Annotated in this window: 14 protein-coding genes; 12 read left to right on the top strand and 2 right to left on the bottom strand. The window is 49.3% G+C overall.

Going from position 1 to position 18,121, the window contains the following annotated elements; genetic code table 11:
• Positions 1–74: 74 nt before the first annotated feature.
• Positions 75–509 (top strand): DUF1559 family PulG-like putative transporter, encoded by a 435-nt coding sequence (locus tag Pan161_RS10990; RefSeq protein ID WP_197995828.1) that lies wholly within the window; start codon positions 75–77, stop codon positions 507–509.
• A 606-nt stretch (positions 510–1,115) separates the two neighbouring features.
• Positions 1,116–2,306, top strand: a complete 1,191-nt coding sequence (locus tag Pan161_RS10985) for a prenyltransferase/squalene oxidase repeat-containing protein (protein ID WP_145226726.1) — start codon at positions 1,116–1,118, stop codon at positions 2,304–2,306.
• 101 nt (positions 2,307–2,407) lie between these two features.
• On the opposite strand, the gene Pan161_RS10980 is transcribed toward Pan161_RS10985, so the two are convergent.
• Entirely contained in the window at positions 2,408–3,640 is a 1,233-nt protein-coding gene (locus Pan161_RS10980) for a tetratricopeptide repeat protein (RefSeq protein WP_145226725.1), read from the bottom strand.
• A gap of 270 nt (positions 3,641–3,910) precedes the next feature.
• Between Pan161_RS10980 and rpmF the strand changes: the two genes are divergently transcribed.
• From rpmF to Pan161_RS10950, 6 genes are all read left to right on the top strand, one after another.
• On the top strand, positions 3,911–4,090 hold the full coding sequence (gene rpmF / locus Pan161_RS10975) for a 50S ribosomal protein L32 (protein ID WP_145226721.1): 180 nt from the start codon (positions 3,911–3,913) through the stop codon (positions 4,088–4,090).
• A 6-nt stretch (positions 4,091–4,096) separates the two neighbouring features.
• Positions 4,097–5,098, top strand: a complete 1,002-nt coding sequence (gene plsX, locus Pan161_RS10970) for a phosphate acyltransferase PlsX (protein WP_145226719.1) — start codon at positions 4,097–4,099, stop codon at positions 5,096–5,098.
• 51 nt (positions 5,099–5,149) lie between these two features.
• Entirely contained in the window at positions 5,150–6,058 is a 909-nt protein-coding gene (fabD, locus tag Pan161_RS10965) for an ACP S-malonyltransferase (RefSeq protein WP_145226717.1), read from the top strand.
• A 389-nt stretch (positions 6,059–6,447) separates the two neighbouring features.
• The gene (gene acpP, locus Pan161_RS10960) at positions 6,448–6,681 is read left to right on the top strand and encodes an acyl carrier protein (RefSeq protein WP_002649181.1); all 234 of its coding nucleotides are present in this window, start codon (positions 6,448–6,450) and stop codon (positions 6,679–6,681) included.
• 84 nt (positions 6,682–6,765) lie between these two features.
• Complete coding sequence (gene fabF / locus Pan161_RS10955; protein WP_145226715.1) at positions 6,766–8,010, top strand: beta-ketoacyl-ACP synthase II; 1,245 nt, start codon at positions 6,766–6,768, stop codon at positions 8,008–8,010.
• 402 nt (positions 8,011–8,412) lie between these two features.
• Positions 8,413–9,714, top strand: a complete 1,302-nt coding sequence (locus Pan161_RS10950; protein ID WP_145226713.1) for a beta-ketoacyl-[acyl-carrier-protein] synthase family protein — start codon at positions 8,413–8,415, stop codon at positions 9,712–9,714.
• Positions 9,715–9,887: 173 nt separating this feature from the next.
• On the opposite strand, the gene Pan161_RS10945 is transcribed toward Pan161_RS10950, so the two are convergent.
• Complete coding sequence (locus Pan161_RS10945) at positions 9,888–11,309, bottom strand: tetratricopeptide repeat protein (RefSeq protein ID WP_145226711.1); 1,422 nt, start codon at positions 11,307–11,309, stop codon at positions 9,888–9,890.
• Positions 11,310–12,157: 848 nt separating this feature from the next.
• Between Pan161_RS10945 and nusA the strand changes: the two genes are divergently transcribed.
• From nusA to Pan161_RS10925, 4 genes are all read left to right on the top strand, one after another.
• Positions 12,158–13,684 (top strand): transcription termination factor NusA, encoded by a 1,527-nt coding sequence (gene nusA, locus Pan161_RS10940; RefSeq protein ID WP_145226709.1) that lies wholly within the window; start codon positions 12,158–12,160, stop codon positions 13,682–13,684.
• 104 nt (positions 13,685–13,788) lie between these two features.
• Entirely contained in the window at positions 13,789–16,587 is a 2,799-nt protein-coding gene (gene infB, locus Pan161_RS10935; RefSeq protein ID WP_145226707.1) for a translation initiation factor IF-2, read from the top strand.
• Positions 16,588–16,625: 38 nt separating this feature from the next.
• Complete coding sequence (rbfA, locus tag Pan161_RS10930) at positions 16,626–17,045, top strand: 30S ribosome-binding factor RbfA (RefSeq protein WP_145226706.1); 420 nt, start codon at positions 16,626–16,628, stop codon at positions 17,043–17,045.
• A gap of 79 nt (positions 17,046–17,124) precedes the next feature.
• On the top strand, positions 17,125–18,054 hold the full coding sequence (locus tag Pan161_RS10925) for a hypothetical protein (RefSeq protein WP_145226704.1): 930 nt from the start codon (positions 17,125–17,127) through the stop codon (positions 18,052–18,054).
• Positions 18,055–18,121: the final 67 nt, after the last annotated feature.

Here is an 18,121-nt window from a genome sequence, read left to right as displayed (position 1 = left end):
TGTGGATCGCTATTTCGCTCGTTATTAACAGGGTGATGAGTGTGCTGTGATGCTGATCGGGGAGATGGATTCATTTGCTCTGGGTCAATTCCAGCATCCGTTTTCGTGATATTACTGATGGGAGCAGTAACACTATTCTGGTGGGTGAGCGTGCGTATGTTTACAAAAGTAACAACAAGGTGGGAGGAGCGAATGCCATCGGTTTTTCTGCTTCGAATAATACGCAAAGCAGCAGCTATGCCCGTAAAGGAAATGGAATGGCTGTGATTGGTCTCACCTATAACGGCATTAACGCGATTGCAGGTGCAGAACATGACGTCCGTGGTTTCAGCAGTAACCATGTGGGGGGAGCGCACTTTGTTTTCTGCGATGGGTCAGTCCATTTTCTGAGTGAGAATATTGATTACAAGAAAGGTAGCGTTGGCAGCGCGACTCATCTGCAGGATATCAATTCAACCTTTCAACGACTGGCGGTACGCAATGACGGGCAGGTCGTGGGAGAGTATTAAGACTGAAATCGAATGCCGTTTGTTTACAGGTTGGATTCGTTTACTGGAAGCAGGGATGCTCCGGAACTACTTCGCCGTTTTCATCTCTCCTGTTTCAAGTCCCTGTAATAAGATGCAATCTGGCAGATTTCCTTTAGAGCAGTCGATTGTGCGAATGGTTTACTCTTTTGGCGACAATTAAAACCACTGCGGGGATTCTGGTAAAATCGCTTGTTTCAGGTATCTCAACTATGCGTGGGCCATTTTTGAAAAGTGCGCGACAAGTGATTGAAACGCTTAATCACGCATCACTAAGACTGGGGGCGAATCTGTCTAAGTGAAAGCAATAAATGGAGATACGTAGATGAAAGTATGAGAAGGTGGAATTATAAGAATCAAAGTGTCAATGTTGTAAGGTACTATGAATCTATAGTTTAAGTAGCATTGAGATATGATGGTGGTTTTTTTATTTTTTACCCACAGCGAATCTGGTGCTTCATTGAGCAGAGGAAAGCGACTCTGGTTTTTTTTGTGGTGGTTCTGAACCCATTTGCATATGCTGATGGGTTCCTGCTTTTGTCAGCAGGATTTTGTTAAATCATTGAATCATTGATTGAAGGAGCCAACATGATCAATCCGGTCAGAGTGAACTGCATTATTTTAGTGATCAGTTTCTGGAGTCTGCAGGCGATTGCACAGACCTCGAACTCAGCGGCAACCCTTCCGCTCAAACCTGAAAAAGCAAAAAAGTTCCAATATCAAACGGATGAGATCCAGGTCCCTGAAGCGTATGCAGACGAACCAGTCCGTAAGGAATTTTCACTGCAACAGGCTGAGCATTATCTGGAGCAGGGCAGCGATGCGTGGTCCACACAGCGGAAATGTGTGAGCTGTCACACGAACGGGATGTATCTCTTGTCGCGGCCGGAACTGACTCCGGAGCTGGGGGTCCCCGGGAAAGAGAAACGCGACTTCTTTATCGCTGAGTTGCGAAAGCTGAAAGCCATGGATCGGGAGAAACAGTTAAGTGGAATTCGTCCGACACAGATTGCGTATGTGGCGGCCGGGCTGGCGGAATGGGATCAGCATGTGAGCAGAAAGCTGTCGCCGGAGACCGACGAGGCGTTACAGTTCATGTTGAGTGTGCAGTCGAAAGACGGGAGTTGGGGGAATACCGACTGCTGGCCACCGTTTGAGTCAAGCAGTTATCAGGGGGCGACGGTCGCAGCCCAGGCGATTGCGGCAGCGCCCGGGTGGCGGGAAAACCTGCAGGATCCAAAACTACACACGAGTGTGGAACGATTGATTTCTTATCTGCAGAAGACAGAGCCGGCACATGATTATGGCAGGTTGCTTTTGTTGTGGACAGCGGCCTCGTATCCGGATCTGATCAATGCGGAGAAAAAGCAGACTCTGATCAAGATGATTCGCGAGCATCAGTTGCCTGATGGTGGCTGGTCGATTCGGACTTTTGCTTCTCCCGCAGCCTGGGGGCGGGGGAATCGGGCGGAAAAGCTGCGATCAGAGCCGGAATACGATCAAAAGGCAGGTGGCTGGAAAAACCTTTCGAGTGATGGTCATCAGACCGGTCTGACGATACTCGTTTTGCTCGAAAGTGGCGTGCCTGCCAATGATCCTCAGATTCAAAAAGGAGTCGAGTGGCTGTTGACCCATCAGCGTGAATCGGGTCGCTGGTGGACACGCTCCCTGAATACGGATCGTTGGCATTTTATTACCTACAGTGGGACTTTTTATCCATTGCTGGCGCTGAAACGCTGTGGGGTCTTACCTGCATTGAAACAGACCACAGCCCGCTAGACTGTGTCCAGTTTTACCGTAGCGTCTCCAGGGCCATTTGGACCGAGTATGCTAGATTGAGAGACGCTATGGTTAAATGTGATGCGTTCCAGGCTTGTCTGTTATTTTGCTTTGGGAGGCAGCCTTTCAGACTGCCATTTTTTGAATTGAGGTGAGGCGGTGAATTTGTCGATGTTTTCCAACTCGCTGAGATCCAGGTCTTCGTAGGCAAATCCGAATTTGGTTTCAAGAGTTTCCAGGTGCCTGATGGTTTCGTCGAAGTTGCTTTGCATTACGGAAATATTGAGCAGATGCAGGTAAGGTTGCAACAGATCCGGTTCGATTTCAGATGCTTTGCCTGCATACTTTCCAGCCAGATTGATGTCACCCATTTCGATCAGGATGCCGGCCCGCAGGGAGTACAGATAAGGGTCCACCGTTTTCAGTGAAGCGGACAGACGCTCCAGGCTGTCGATTGCCTGGGGATATTGTTTTTCCATGCTGAAATAATCGATACTCAGAAGTTCCGCAGCGGAATCCTGAGGATGATACTTGCGATAAACGTTTAATACCTGCTGGTATTTTTTGCTGTCTTCTTTTGCAATCGAGTCTTGTGCCAGAAAGAGCAGGACGGTTTTGTCGCTTTTGTATTGAGTCGGAAGTTGTGTATATGCTTGGAATGGATCTGATTTTTCATCTGTGGAAGTCAAAAAGTCATAGCGTTTTTTCTGATCCAGAATCCGTGTTTTTTCATCGGGAGTCAGTTTATCCTGATTCGCTCCATGCGCTTTATACAGTTCAGGCAGGTACAGTCGCTGCAGTGACTGAGAGATCAGTTCTCCTGTAGAGAAGCTGTCGATGTCGATGATTTTCAGTTCTCCGGAATCCTGCTTTTCAATAATCAGGGCCTGGTAATTGAGCGTCCAGTCGGGTCTGAGAAAGCGGAAAATAACTTTATACTGGTCATCTTCCTTTCGCATGGCGAGGAAGCGATAGTCCGCTCCGTTGGCGACTTCTGCTAGAATTTCCGAGTCAATGCCCTGGTTTTCAGCTGTGTAGGCGGCTTCAAGCTGCTGGCGAACGGGTTGAATCGCCTGTTTGACGGCGGAATTCTGTTCGTATTCTGCCAGAACCCGATTAATGAATGTTTTCCAGTCAAACAGGGCCCGAAATTTTGTCGGATCCTGAGCAGTGGCAGTGTCCTGAATCTGCTTGCCAAATGACTGAAGTTCTTGCGGAGTCATCTGTTGTGGCGCAGCCGAGACATGATTCTGCAGGAGCAGAATGAGCGTGGCGACTGTCAGAATGATCTGAAAGGTTCGTGATGCAGGTGGTTTGAGGCGATGATCCGTCATTGCTTTACTCGTTTTCCTGGGATCCCATAGGGATTAATGTGTGTACCGATGTTTTGATTACGCGAATCAATATGGAAATATCATTTTTGATATCGTCTGATGTAGGCCCTGTAGCTTGACAGTTGTTTTGAAAATTGCATAGTATGTTCGATTCCTGTCAGAAAAGCTGGTATGAGAGATCTCCGTGCGCTTACAGGGTCTAAAAAAAGTGTTAAGTTACGTATTACGTTTAGTTTAAGATAAGTCAGGTGTTTAAAGGCGGTCTTTTTCATGGCAGTTCCTAAAAGACGGATGTCAAAATCCAATTCTCGTAAGAGACGCAGTCATAATGGTGTTAAGGCAAGTAAGCCCACCTATTGCCCACAATGTGGTACCGCGTCCCCTTCTCATGCCATTTGCCCTAGTTGTGGTTTCTATCAGGGGCGAACCATCGTTGATACTGAGGACTAGTGGTCAATGCGGATTGCACTGGATGCAATGGGGGGAGATTATGCCCCCGAACCGAACATAACAGGAGCAATCGTTGCATTGCAGGCGGACCCTGCACTCAATGTCGTTCTGGTTGGTCCCCGTGACCTGCTTGAAGCTCAGGTAGAAGCATCGGGCTATAATGGCGATCGTCTTTCGATTGTCCATGCCAGTCAGGTTGTGGGGATGGAGGAAAAACCGACTGATGCCATGCGTCAGAAACCGGACAGCTCGATTTCTGTCTGCTGGAAACTGATGGCGGCCCGTGAGGTAGATGCGGTTGTCAGTGCCGGGAATACCGGTGCGGTTGTCGCTTCTGGTCTGAAAACCCGCCTGTTCCTGAAAAGTGTCAAACGTCCCGGGATTGCAGTGACATTACCCACCAGTGCCGGCCATGCCGTGCTGATGGATGTCGGTGCCAATCCTTCTGCACGGCCTTCTCATCTCTATCAGTACGCAGTGATGGGTGAAATCTATGCTCGCGAAGTACTGCGGGTTGAGTCTCCCAAGATTGGTCTGATCAATATCGGGAGTGAAGACGTGAAGGGGAATGATCTCTATCGCGACACCTACCGCCTGCTTAATGAAGGGCTACTGAAAGACAGCTTTGTCGGCAATGTTGAAGGTCGCGGGCTCTATCAGGGGGAAGCTGACGTATTGATCTGTGAAGGTTTTGTCGGCAATGTGGTGTTAAAGGTCAGTGAGGGGATGGCTGATTTTCTGATGAAGGAAGCTTCCCGGCAGATCATCGGCAGCCTGGATGCGGAGCGGGATAAGGCTAAGCTGGCCTTTCAGGAAATGGGCAAGCGGTTCCATTACCATGAAACCGGCGGTGCACCATTACTCGGGATCGACGGCATTTGTATTATCTGTCATGGTTCCAGTGATGCTCACTCGATCGCAAACGCATTGAAGGGAAGTGCCATGTTCAAGAACCGTGGCATCAATTCGCAGATCGCCGAACATCTGGCGCAGAAGCCTGTCGCCTGAGTCGGCATCTTATAACTAGCAGTGCAATTCCAAAAATAGAGGGATCGACTCGTGAGCAGAATCGCTTTTTTATTTCCCGGACAGGGTGCTCAGCATGTCGGGATGGGTAAAACGATCGCCGAAAAATATCCGGCAGCCCGGGAACTGTATCATCGCGCATCGGAAATTCTGGAATACGATCTGGCAAAGCTCTGCTTTGAAGGTCCCAGTGAAGAACTGGATTCGACCGTCATCAGTCAACCCGCTTTGTTTGTGACCAGTCTGGCCGCTTTAGAGATGTTGCGTGCAGATTCACCTGATAAGGTTCTGGCTTGTGAGATGGCAGCTGGTTTGAGCCTGGGAGAGTATACTGCTTTGGTTTTTGCGGGCGCGATGAGCTTTGAGGACGGGCTGCGTGTGGTGCAACGTCGTGGCGAAGCAATGCAGGCCGCCGCCGATGCCAATCCTTCGGGAATGGTCAGTGTTCTGCTGCTGGATCGGGAAAAAGTCTCCGAGATCTGTCAGTCTGCATCCTCTGCTGGTAAAATCTGGATTGCCAATTATCTCTGCCCTGGAAATATCGTTCTGTCCGGTGAAAACAGTGCCTGTGAACTGGCGGCGGAACTGGCTGAGCAGGAGGGGGGGCGAGCGATTCCTCTGGCCGTCGCAGGAGCGTTTCACACGGAAATCATGAAGCCGGCTGACAGTCGTCTGTCAGAAGCGTTGGCGGGAGTTGGTCTGAAGAAGCCGGAAATTCCCGTAATTTCTAATGTTGATGCGGAAATTCACGAAGAACCCGATGAGATTCGCGATTTACTGGTACGCCAGGTGATCAGTCCGGTGCTCTGGGAGGATTCCCTGCGGACGATGCTGGCGTCAGGTTTTGATGAGTTTTATGAAATCGGTCCTGGTAAAGTTCTGAAAGGTTTGATGAAACGCGTCGATCGAAAAATTTCCTGTGAAACGGTTAACGATTCATAGGGGGTTCGCAGCAGTAATCGGTGTGTATTTATTAAAGCGTGCATAAGGACAGTGGTGTCGCGAGGTACATTTTTGCTGGTAATTCAGAGCTTGATCTGGTCTATCAATTTGTGCTACAACAACTTACGCGGGAACTCTGAAGAAAATTCTGTAGAACCCAAAATCATGGGTTCTCAGACTGGTAAAGTCAGCCCGATCAAATTATGAGAGAACTTTGGTGAAGTAGACAAGACTCATAATTCTTGTCTCATTTTAAGGTTTACATAAATCGGGAAAGTGGATATATCATCGCTACATCTGTTGGCGAATCCATCCAAGTCGGTCTGGTAATAATGTTTCCAGCCATCCTGAAGTTAAAAAAATCACTAAGACGGTGAAGGAGAAGAAGAGTGTCAATTGAAGAAAAAGTGGTTGGTATCGTTAGCGAGCAATTAGGCCACCCTAAGGAAGATATTACGCTGGACAGCAAATTTATCGACGACCTCAAGGCCGATTCTCTGGACATTGTAGAACTCGTAATGGAATTCGAAGACGAGTTTGATGTGACCATTCCTGATGACGACTATGACAAAATCAAAACTGTCGGCGATGTAGTTGGCTACATCACTGAAAAGGCAAGCTGAACCCGGTTCGATTCCAGTCAGCTGAGCTGTCCTTTGTTTTGAAACTATCTGGTCCTGTCTTTTCATTGTAGGAAGTGCTCACGAATGCGCAGGAGAGTTGTCGTTACCGGAGTATCTGTTGTAACGGCTCTGGGTTTAGATGTCTCAGAGTTCTGGGACAAGTTATGCGCTGGTAAGAGTGGTGTTGGTCCGCTGGAACGCTTTGACTGTTCAGACTACAAAGTTCGTTTTGGTGGTGAGATCAAGGATTTCAATGCCAGCGAATATACGAATATCTCAGCGAAAGATCTGAAGCGTGTTGACCGGTTTGTGCAGTTCGGTCTGGTAGGGGCGCATATTGCTTATCGCCAGGCTCAGCTCGAAGATTTTGACGGTGATCCCTATCGCAGAGGAGTTCTGGTCGGTAGTGGTATTGGCGGTCTGAATGAAATCGAAAGTCAGCATGATCGACTTTACAACCAGGGGCCAGCACGTGTTTCTCCCTTTATGATTCCCAAGCTGATGGTCAATGCTGCCAGTGGGAATATATCGGTCACTTACGAATTAAAAGGACCGAACAGCGCTGTGGCGACTGCTTGTGCTTCCGCCACCAATGCGATCGGGGATGCGTTCAAGCTGATTCAGCATGATGTTGCAGACATAATGATCACAGGCGGGAGTGAAGCTGCGGTGACTCCGATGGGGTTGTCTGGTTTTGCCCGGATGAATGCACTGTCGACACGCAACGATGATCCTCAGTCAGCCAGTCGTCCCTTCGATCGTGATCGAGATGGATTTGTCATGGCAGAAGGGGCCGGTATCATCGTGCTTGAGGAGTACGAACATGCTAAAAAGCGGGGGGTTCCGATTCTCGCGGAAATCGTCGGTTATGGTATGTCTGCAGATGGGACACATATGACAGCTCCTGATCCTGAAGGACGGGGTGCGGCCCGCGCCATGCTGCATGCGATTAAAGATGCGGGTTTGAATCCGGAAGATATCGACTATATTAACACACATGGAACCAGTACACCTCTGGGAGATGTGGCGGAGACCGCTGCCATCAATTCCGTGTTTCATTCACATGTGAAGCAGATGCCGGTCTCCAGTACGAAAGGGCATTTGGGGCATCTACTGGGAGCATCAGGGGGTGTCGAGTTTGTAGTCGGTGTGAAAGCGTTGCAGGAACAGGTGGCACCGCCAACCATCAATCTCGATAATCCGGACGAAAATTGTAATCTCGATTACATTCCCAACGAGCCACGTGAAATGAAGCTGAACAGGGTGATGAAGAACAGCTTCGGGTTCGGCGGACATAATGCCTGTCTGGTTCTGCAGAAGGCGCCTTAGGGCGCCTGTCGCTGTCTTCTGGCTTACTGCACGCATTCCTGCTCTCTTTTTGGGTTTACTTGTAAGGGGTTAGAGTTTTCCCGAATAATTCCTGATCTGATTGTCGCTTCAGGGTTGAAAATCGGCGCATGATTGTCTTAGCTATCCCTTGTTACAGCTGCTTTACTGGGTCAAAGTGGTGTATGTCTGTGTGGGGGCGTTGTTTTAGGGTCGGTCGGCAGGCTGATCAGGTGTCGTGATCCCTCAAACTCTTCTTTTCTGAACATGGTTAACTGCCTCAGCAGATTTTCCGATTGAAACAGGCAAAGCTCTTGTCTGGGAAGAATTATGTTCTACGATGAAGATACATTATTCGAGTGCAGCTGGCGTAGTTGATAAGCGGGACTTTCTTAAGAGATTCAAATGAATACAGAATCAAAGCGGCGAATTCTGATTACCGGGATGGGGATTCTCAGCCCGATCGGAATCGGAGTACAAGCATTTCAAGACAGCCTGATGACCGGGAAATCAGGAGTCAAAAAATCCGAACTCTTTGCTCATCTGGCAGCCCCTGATACCTGCGTTGCGGAAATTTCCGACTTCAATGCAACCACAATAAAAAAAGAGTATCTGAAACAGCAGCGGAAGAGTCTCAAGGTCATGTGCCGTGAGATCCAGCTGGGAGTCGCTTCTGCGAATCTGGCCATGGTTGATTCGGCTCTGGATCTCTCAGCCGTCGACAGTGAGCGTTTTGGCATCGAATTCGGTGCTAATCTGATGCTCAGTCCTCCTGAAGTTCTGGTAGGGGCCTGTATGGCTGCTTCTGAAGGGCATGAATTTCAGTATCAACGCTGGGGTGGGGAAGGCCTGGCCAAAATGGAGCCATTGTGGCTGCTTAAATACCTGCCCAACATGCCTGCCTGTCATATTGGTATCATCATTGACGCTCGAGGTCCAAATAACTCGATTACCCAGGCGGAAGCGTCCGGAAACCTGGTGCTAGGTGAAGCCCAGCGAGTCATTGAGCGAGGCTGGGCAGATGTCATGGTCGCGGGTGTGACCGGAACCCGGGTGCATGAAGTGAAATCCATTCATGCAAAATTCTGGGATCAGCTGGCAGATTCCCCTGCCGAATTTGAGAAACGTTCACGTCCATTTGACAAGGCGCGCACCGGGCAGATTCTGGGCGAGGCAGCCTGTTCGCTGTTGCTGGAAGAAAAGTCACACGCTGAACAGCGAGGTGCAAAGATCTGGGGTGAAGTTCTGGGCACAGGGGCTTCCTGCGTTGTAAAACGGGATGGATCGGTGGATACAAAAGCAGCGATTGCCAATGCCATCAGACTGGCGTTGAAAAGGGCTGATGTGGAAGTGGGGGATATCGGTCATATTAACGCTCATGGACTGGGAGAGCAGGTAATTGATGTCCAGGAATATCTCGCGATCCAGGATGTTTTTGGTGACAAAGCCAGTGAAGTTCCTGTGACTGCATTGAAGAGTTATTTTGGTAATTCTGGTTCTGCCTGTGGGATCGTGGAAGTCAGCGGTTCTCTGGTGGGCTTAAAGCAGGGCTTCATTCCTGCGACCTTGAATTATGAAACCCCTGATCCGGATTGCCCGTTAAATGTGGTTCGGAATGAGCCTCTGGCGACAGATAACAAGCTGTTTCTAAAGATCAGCACTACCACTTTTGGTCAGGCCAGTGCCTCTGTGGTTTGTGGCATTTGAGTTAACCATCATGGTGATCATAAAAAAGCCCTGTAAGGATCACCGATCTTTACAGGGCTTTTGTTGTTTCCACATTAGAAACTAGAGCGCATTACATTTAGCCATAGCGTCCCTCAATGCAGTATGTCTGGGTCAAGCAGCCCTGGGAACGCTACAGTAAAACGGGACACAGTCTAAAATTTCTTCAGGGCATATTGAGCGCCGCGGTATGCGGACAGGCCCGTCATTTTTGTGTTCAACGAGGCCTGGAAGTTCTGGGAGGCGGTTGCAGTGTCACCGGCCAGAAGTGCTTTCTGTCCGATGAAGTAATAGGCTTCACAGATTTGAGCTTTCGCTCGTTCCACATCTTTCTGGTCGATGGAATCGAGCAGTTCAGTGTTTGAGATGGTTCCCATCAAAAATAGAAGCAGGTTGTCGATGGAGTCGCGAGTGTCCGGTTTTTTAGCGATGACTGACTGGAACCTGGCATCAGCGGCTGATTTCTGGTTACTCTGAGTCAATGCCAGATAGATCCATGGATCGAGAACTTTCATCTGTTCCGGAGCCAGTTGTGCGGCCAGTTTGAATTCGGTCAGGGCAGCCGGATAGTCATGGTTAAAGAAATAGGAGAAACCCAGATCGGAGTGCAGGGCCGGGTTTTGCGGATCCATTTGAACTGCTTTTTTCTGGTCGTCAATCGCTTCCGTGATTTTACCCTGCAGAAGTCGGGCTTCTCCCCGCATCCCCAGGACAAAGGGTTGATTGGGCTCAATTGACAGGGATTGTGTCAGGTCGGCTTCCGCAGTATCCGGTTTACCACCTTCCAGGTAGGCAAAGCCACGGTTGGTGATGGCGTGATGGTACTTCGGATCGATCTGGATTGCCTGGGAGAAGTCATTGATGGCTTCCTGTAGCTTTCCCTGCTGCTGGTAGAACATCGCCCGGTTGTTATAGACCACGGGAGAATTTGGCTGTTTCTGAATTACCTGGTTGAAACTGGCCAGGGCCATATCATTATTGCCGGCAAGAGCATATGCGTCAGGCAGGGCGAGGAGTGCTGCAAAGTGATCAGGTGACAATTTGATGGTTTCCGTGAAATCCTGCGCTGCCTCCTGTGGTTTGTTCAAAGGCAGGTAAATCATGCCGCGCTGGTAATGAAAGTTGGCTTTTTCTTCCGGGGTCAATGTCGTGCGGGCCAGTACCTGGTTTGCAACACCGAGTGCAGTCTCTGCATGGCTTTTTTTGTTTTCCATGACCGCCAGATTCATCATCCCATACAGGTAGGGCAGGTAATAGTTGACATTCTGGTTCTGGCTGAAGCGGATCGCCTCGCGGGCATCGCCTACTCCTTCGCGGATGGACTGGACGTTGCCTTGCTCACGACCTGCTTCGACACGGGCACTGGCCCGCAGATAATAAGCAACGTGATCATCGGGCTTCTGTTGCAGGACTTGTGAGGTAATGGTGATTGATTTTGCGTAGTCCCCTTGCTGCTGCGCCTGGTCAGCCTGGATTTTCTGCTGAGCATAAGGGTCGTTTGTGGCAGTAGGTGGTTGTGCAGATGCGGAGAGCGGGATTCCAAGGCAGAGAACCAGCATTGGTAAAATGCGAGACATTGCAGGGTTGTCCTTCAATATTTGAGGGTAGAAAATTAGGCTCTTTCGAGCGGGTTTAACATGATGCAGGCAATCGCAGGGGAGCTGATCCGGGATCAGTCTGTCTGAAAGCTGCAGCAAATGAGCTTCCGATTGACGCAGCTTTCTCTGGAAGAAAGGGGTCGCCAATTTCAGGGCTCTGCGTATGATACTATAGAACTTTTGTATTTTGATGGAGATCAATCTGCTCTCATCGGGAAGAAAGTGCTGAATTTGATCTGCTTGAGATTTGGGAGAGGTGTTGGAAATAGCGTCGCGTAACTGTACGGGTTTTCCGTATCTGCTGCTGTTTTGGTAAATCTATTTCGGTGAAGTTAAGTCGTTATGAAATAGTTGCCTGCGGTGCTTGACATCTGAACGCGCGAAGATTAATTTCACTTGATAGTGAAGTATTCATTGTAGTGGTGCTTTATGCGCAATTGTTTTGCATACTGGTGTTCAGTACGCATTGTGCTTGCAAGGGGTGACATGCCGCTCTGGCTGTTTGTTTCTTTGTGATGAATCGGCATTCGTAAACTCGAATGGAGTCCTCAAATATGTAGGCTGGTTGGAACACGAGCTTTGGCTCACCAATCCGATTGTCGCGTTTGTTGTATTGAAAAATGCCAATCGCGGCTACGCCTGACTACCGTTTTGCGGTGGTACGGGTAGTCATAAAGTGGGCATGTTCCCGCTTTTTTTTGTTAATAGCGGTATCGCAGGGGCTTAAGTTCCCGCGATAGATAAATAGATTTGACCAGTTCAGGTCTTGTTTGAGTAGTTTTCGAGTCAGTTGAAGATCTCAACTGTCGAATGAAGGAAACACAATTATGGACGGTAAGGAAGTTCTCCGGATTGTTGATGCCATTCAACGCGATAAAAATATAGATAAAGAGATCGTGTTTGGTGGAATTGAACAGGCCATCCTGTCAGCTGCGCGTCGGCACTTTGGAGATGACCATGAGCTTTCTGTAGACATTGATCGAGATACAGGCGAACCGACCGTTCTTTGTGATAGCGAAAAACTGGGGAAAGACATCCTGGGCGAAATTCTGGGTCGTGTCGCTGCACAGACAGCCAAGCAGGTCATGATTCAAAAAATCCGAGAAGCCGAACGCGACACGGTCTTCGATGAATACATGGAAATGCAGTACCAGTCGGTTTCGGGAACGGTTTCTCGTGTCGAAGGTGGTGCAGTGCTGATCAATCTGGGGAAAATCGAAGGGATTCTGCCACGGGGCGAGCAGATCCCTGGCGAGTCTTTCCGTGTGAATGACCGTGTACGTGCAGTCGTTTTGGATGTTCGTAAAGCGGGTAGTCGCGTCAAGGTGATTCTTTCTCGAACTCATCCTGATATGGTACGCCGGTTATTTGAACTGGAAATCCCGGAAGTGGCCGATCGGATTATCGATGTGCGTTCGCTGGCGCGAGAAGCCGGCTATCGATCAAAAGTTGCTGTGTCCTGTATAGACAGCAGTATCGACTGTGTCGGTGCCTGTGTCGGGATGCGGGGAGCCCGAATTAAGAATATCGTCGACGAGTTGGCTGGTGAGCGGATTGACATTGTTCGCTGGAACGACTCGTTACAGGTCCTGGTACCGAACTCGCTCCAGCCAGCGGAAGTGGAAGATGTCATTCTGTGCCCCATGTTGGGCCGCGTGATCGTACTGGTTCGGGACGATCAGTTGCCTCTGGCGATTGGCCGCAAAGGTCAGAACGTGCGGTTGGCTTCCAAGCTGGTCGGTTGGGACATTGAAGTCATGACGCAAACCGAACTGGATGAGCAACTGGATAAAACAGTGGAAGCTTTTTCTTCGATTCCCGGGGTTTCTGAAGAACTTGCGGAAAGTCTGGTTTCTCAGGGCTTCTTCAGTTACTACGACCTGTCAGTCATTGAGCCGGATCAGCTCGCAGAACTGGGAGGTCTGACCGCCGAACAGTGCGAACAGATTGTTGATGTGGCTGATCGGGAAAGTGAACGAGTCGAAGCAGAAGAAGAAGCAATGCGGACCGCTCAGAGAAATTCTCCTGCCAGTGGCGCACAGAAACCTGCTGCACCAGTAGATGCTGGGGCACAGGGTGAAGAAACTGCACAGCAGGAAGAAGCTGCAATTCAGGATGAGCCTGTGGAACAGGATGAGTCTGCTGCAGCGGAGGAACTGGAGTCCGCAGAGGAAAAACCGTCGGAAACGGCTGTTGTTGAAAATGAACCGGTTGAAGAAACCGGGGCTGTTGTAAATGATTCAGAGGATACTGCAGAGGCAGACGTAACGACTGTTTCTGAAGAATCGCTGGTGGAAGAAGAGCCAGTGAATGTAGAGAATTCCGCAGAAGAATCTACTGAGAAACAGGAATAATTCGTTCGATTAAGTGTGATGAGGCTGTCGTCTCATCAGGCATGTCGTTTCAGTCTGTTCAGGCTTGAAAGCGTATTGCAAATTTGTTCACGGGAGAAGGGCTGTTGAAGATTCGTATTTTTGCTCTTGCAAAAGAGTTGGGAATGGACAGCAAAGTGCTGATCGATGAATGTAACAAGGCGGGAGTGAAGTTGAAAAACTCCGCTTTGGCCAGCATTACGCCCGAACAACGTGACATTGTCATTGCCTATCTGGATCAGAAGGGTAAGCCAGCTGATAGTTCATCAGCCGAGTCAGCAACTCCCGAGACTCTGACACCTCAACGGGAACCACCAAAGTTGCGGAATATAAAGACGATGACTGCCCGTCCGCAGTCATCCCGTTCTGCCACACAGAAGTCATCCAATACCTCTGATGAAGAGTCCTATACCGAAGAGGGTACATCTGGGGTGGTGGTGGAACAAGAAGAGGCAGAACCCGTTTCAGAAGACGAGACGCCAACTGTTCAGGTTGATGAGTCCATTGAAGAAACAGAGGAAGTCACCGAAGGGCGATCGGCGGCACTTAAGCGTCGATCCGAGGAATCAATCGAGGAAACGGTAAAGTCAGACTCTGATCAGGCTATGACCCGGGATGATTATGTTCCAGCAGGAGGTGCCTCGGGTTCTAATATTCGAGAAATGAAGCCAATTGGATCTAACCGCTCGGGCAAGCCTCAGCCGAAATCGAAGCCGAAGTCTGCTTTGCCGAACGTTGCAGCTCCTCCCGCTTATAAGCAGCCAGTGATTCCAAAACCCAAGAAAAAAGAAGAGAAAGCACAAAAGCCGGAAGTGCGTTTGACTGCGGATATCCTGGAACAGAAAAGCCCATTGGCTGCGCATCTAGCCCAACATACAGAGCAGAAAAAGAAAGAGAAGGATCGTGATCCTCAGGATGATGATTCAAAGACCCGTCGTGGCAGTCTGAGCCTGGTCGAGGCGCGTAAACAGCGTCGTGAGCAGCGTAAGGAAGGCCGCCGGGGATTCTCAGGAGAGGGTGGCGGAGATCAACAGGATGTCGTGGGCCGTCGTCCCCGCCGTTCCAAGCGGAAGCATGATGCCGGCAATGTCGTCCATAAGACCGATGTAGAAGTCGAAGTACCGATGACGGTGCGCAGTCTGTCGGAAGCAATGGGACGTCCTGCTAAAGCCATCATGTCCATCATGTTCAAAGAATTTGGTGAGATGGTCACCATTAACCAGATCATCGAAGAAGATGTCGCTCTGGCAGTCGCGATGGAGCTGGGAGTGGATTTAACCTTCAAACGGCAACGAGGCGCACTGGAGTTGGTCAACGATATTGTCGAGCAGGAAGACGCGCCCGAAGATCTGGTTACCCGCCCACCAATTATTACAGTTCTCGGACACGTCGACCATGGTAAAACGACTCTGGTTGATACGCTGAGAAAATCCAACGTCAAAGTGGTTGAAGGTGAAGCAGGCGGCATCACGCAGCATATCGCCGCCTATCAGGTTGAATATAACGACCATAAACTGACTTTTGTTGACACACCCGGTCACGCGGCTTTCAGTGAGATGCGATCTCGGGGAGCGAATGTGACTGATATGGTCGTACTGGTCGTTGCCGCCGATGACGGAGTGATGCCTCAGACGGCTGAAAGTATCAGTCATGTGAAAGCATCGGGTGTTCCGATGGTCGTGGCACTGAATAAAATTGATTTGCCAGATATCAATGAACAGAAAGTTCTGCAGGAGCTGGCTTCACAAAATGTCCTGCCTTCGGAATGGGGTGGTGAAACGGAAGTGGTCCGCGTCTCAGCCTTAAAAGAAATGGGGCTGGATAACCTGCTGGAGACTCTGTTGCTGACAGCCGAACTGCATGAGCTCAAAGCCAATCCAAATCGACCTGCCGTGGGAGCCTGTCTGGAAGGTTTCCGCGATGAAGGTCGTGGTTCGGTCGCCTGGCTGATTGTCCAGAAAGGGACCTTGCGGATTGGTGATGCCGTTATCTGTGGTAAATCGTATGGTTATATTCGTGCCATGTACGATGATATGGATCAGCAGATTGAGGAAGCACCTCCCTCCATGCCCGTCAAGGTTACTGGTCTGGATTCGGTTCCCGGTGCCGGCGATCATTTTGTGGTTGTGGAAACGATCGATCAGGCCAGAGAACTGGCAGAAGAGCGGCGACATGAAGGTCGTGCCGACACGCTGTCTCGGCACAGTGGTGGGCCGCGGACCCTGGAAGATATTCTGGGATCAGCAATTGAAGGAGCAATTCAGGATCTGCCTCTGATTCTTAAAGCAGATACGCCAGGCTCTCTCGAAGCCATTCGCAGTGAAATCAATAAATTTGAACATCCGGAAGTCCGAGTCAAAATCCTGCATGAAGGGATTGGCGGAGTCAACGAAAGTGACGTTTATCTGGCGAGTGCCTCGAATGCGATTATTATCGCGTTCCATGTAGTTGCGGAAGATCGTGCTCTCAACCTGGCGACACAGGAAGACGTTGAAATTCGTCGTTACAGCATCATTTACGAAGTGGTGGATGATATCCGGGCGTCACTGGAAGGCATGTTGCGTCCCGAACTGGTTCAGGAGCAGACCGGACGTGCCCTGGTTCTACAGACGTTCTCAGTCAGCCGGTTTGGAAAAATTGCCGGTTGTCGCGTACTGAACGGTACGATCAATCGAAATGATCGCGTGCACGTAATTCGGGATCAGAAGATTCTGAATCAGTATCCCATCGCTTCATTGAAACGTGAAAAAGACGATGTCAAGGAAGTACGCGAAGGCATGGAATGCGGTATTTTGCTCTCCGGATTCAATGATATTAAAGAAGGAGACCTGCTGGAAGCATTCCGGATTAACGAGGTGAAACGAACTCTCGAGTCCAGTTCGTAAGCGGGTTCAATTCAAACAGGAATGCTGGTGGAAACTGAATGACATCACGTCGATTAGAAAAAATCGCACAGGCGATATTAGAAACAGTAAGTACAACGATTCTGCTGCATTTACGCGATCCCCGGATCCGTGATGTGACAGTCCTGCATGTTGATGTTGCACCGGATGTGCAGTCAGCCAAGATTTATATTTCGATCATGGGAGATGAAAAGACAAAAGCACTTTGTATGCATGGTCTGGAATCTGCAAAAGGGTTTCTCCAATCCAAAATCGCAGATCGCATTCAAACCAAATATACTCCTGTGATCAAATTTGTGCTGGACACTGCTGTGAAAGATTCGATGGATACGATTCGTATACTGGATGAGTTACAGGCCGAGAGAGAAGCGGAAGAGTTAGCGGAAAATTCTTCTTCGGAAGAAGAACAGGGCACTGAAGAAGAAACTCCTCAGGAATAGCAGGCAGTGCTTTCGTCCATGAAAAGAACTGTTTTCATTACTTTCCAATTGATACATCTCAAATATTGTACAGACAGATATGGTTGCTAAAAAAATTTCCACATCGGATAAACAGGCTGTTTGCAAGAAGCTGATTGCGTCGCTTAAGAAACGCTATTCAGCGACTTTACCGAAATACGATCGTCCCGTGCTGGAGACCATTCTGCATGCGATTTGCCTGGAGAACACGACAAACGAAAAAGCAGACGAAGTATTCGACTCCCTGCTGGATGGCTTTCATGATCTGAATGAGATTCGTGTCAGTACGATATCGGAGTTGGAATTGGTGTTTGCAGATGTAGGTGATGCTGAATGGCGTGCTTACAGGATCCGGACCGTACTGCAGTATGTGTTTGATAAAGAGTACTGTTTTGATCTGGAGATGCTGCGAAAGAAGACGCTGGAGCAGGCTCAGAAACAGCTGGCTCGCATGAAAACTTTAACGCCTTTTGTGTTGCATCATACGTTACAGGTTGTGCTGGGCAGCCATCTGGTACCAGCCGATGAAAAAATTCTGAATGCCAGTAAATGGCTGGGATTATTGTCGGAAGATGAGTCTATTGAAACTGCAAGTGACACTTTGAAGTCCGCAGTGCGGAAAACAGATGCGCCCTTGTTCAGCCATCTGTTACGTTGTCTGGCGACTGACGAAGAACTGGCTGCCGACTTCAATCTGGCAAAAAATCCGCTTCCCGAAGAGGGCGTTGATCTGATGGATGCCCCCAGTCGAATGGAAGCGATGTTTGCCAATCCGCTTTCGAAGCAGAAGAAAAAAGTGGTGAAAAAGAAGAAAGCGAAAGCTCCTTCGAAAACAAAAACGACGGCGACCAAAGTCAAAAAGAAAGTCCCCGCGAAAACAAAAGCTGCCAAAAAAACGGTCAAAAAAACGCCCAGGAAAACCCCTGCAGCGAAACGCACGACGACTACGAAAAAAGTTCCGAAAAAGAAATCCTCTTCAAACAAAAAGTAAGCTGTCAGCGGCATAATCAAGCGAATCACACGGTCTGGTCTGCCTGAGACCGCTATCTCCTGCCCCC

Source organism: Gimesia algae (genome assembly GCF_007746795.1).
Taxonomy (GTDB): domain Bacteria; phylum Planctomycetota; class Planctomycetia; order Planctomycetales; family Planctomycetaceae; genus Gimesia; species Gimesia algae.
Note: the sequence above shows the minus strand (reverse complement) of the source record. Positions and strands in the feature narration are given on the sequence as shown.

Bases quoted from the DNA above. Each gene is read 5' to 3' on its own strand.
- Pan161_RS10985 (WP_145226726.1), top strand. From the start codon at position 1,116: ATGATCAATCCGGTCAGAGTGAACTGCATTATTTTAGTGATCAGTTTC.
- Pan161_RS10980 (WP_145226725.1), bottom strand. From the start codon at position 3,640: ATGACGGATCATCGCCTCAAACCACCTGCATCACGAACCTTTCAGATC.
- rpmF (WP_145226721.1), top strand. From the start codon at position 3,911: ATGGCAGTTCCTAAAAGACGGATGTCAAAATCCAATTCTCGTAAGAGA.
- plsX (WP_145226719.1), top strand. From the start codon at position 4,097: ATGCGGATTGCACTGGATGCAATGGGGGGAGATTATGCCCCCGAACCG.
- fabF (WP_145226715.1), top strand. From the start codon at position 6,766: ATGCGCAGGAGAGTTGTCGTTACCGGAGTATCTGTTGTAACGGCTCTG.
- Pan161_RS10950 (WP_145226713.1), top strand. From the start codon at position 8,413: ATGAATACAGAATCAAAGCGGCGAATTCTGATTACCGGGATGGGGATT.
- Pan161_RS10945 (WP_145226711.1), bottom strand. From the start codon at position 11,309: ATGTCTCGCATTTTACCAATGCTGGTTCTCTGCCTTGGAATCCCGCTC.
- nusA (WP_145226709.1), top strand. From the start codon at position 12,158: ATGGACGGTAAGGAAGTTCTCCGGATTGTTGATGCCATTCAACGCGAT.
- rbfA (WP_145226706.1), top strand. From the start codon at position 16,626: ATGACATCACGTCGATTAGAAAAAATCGCACAGGCGATATTAGAAACA.
- Pan161_RS10925 (WP_145226704.1), top strand. From the start codon at position 17,125: ATGGTTGCTAAAAAAATTTCCACATCGGATAAACAGGCTGTTTGCAAG.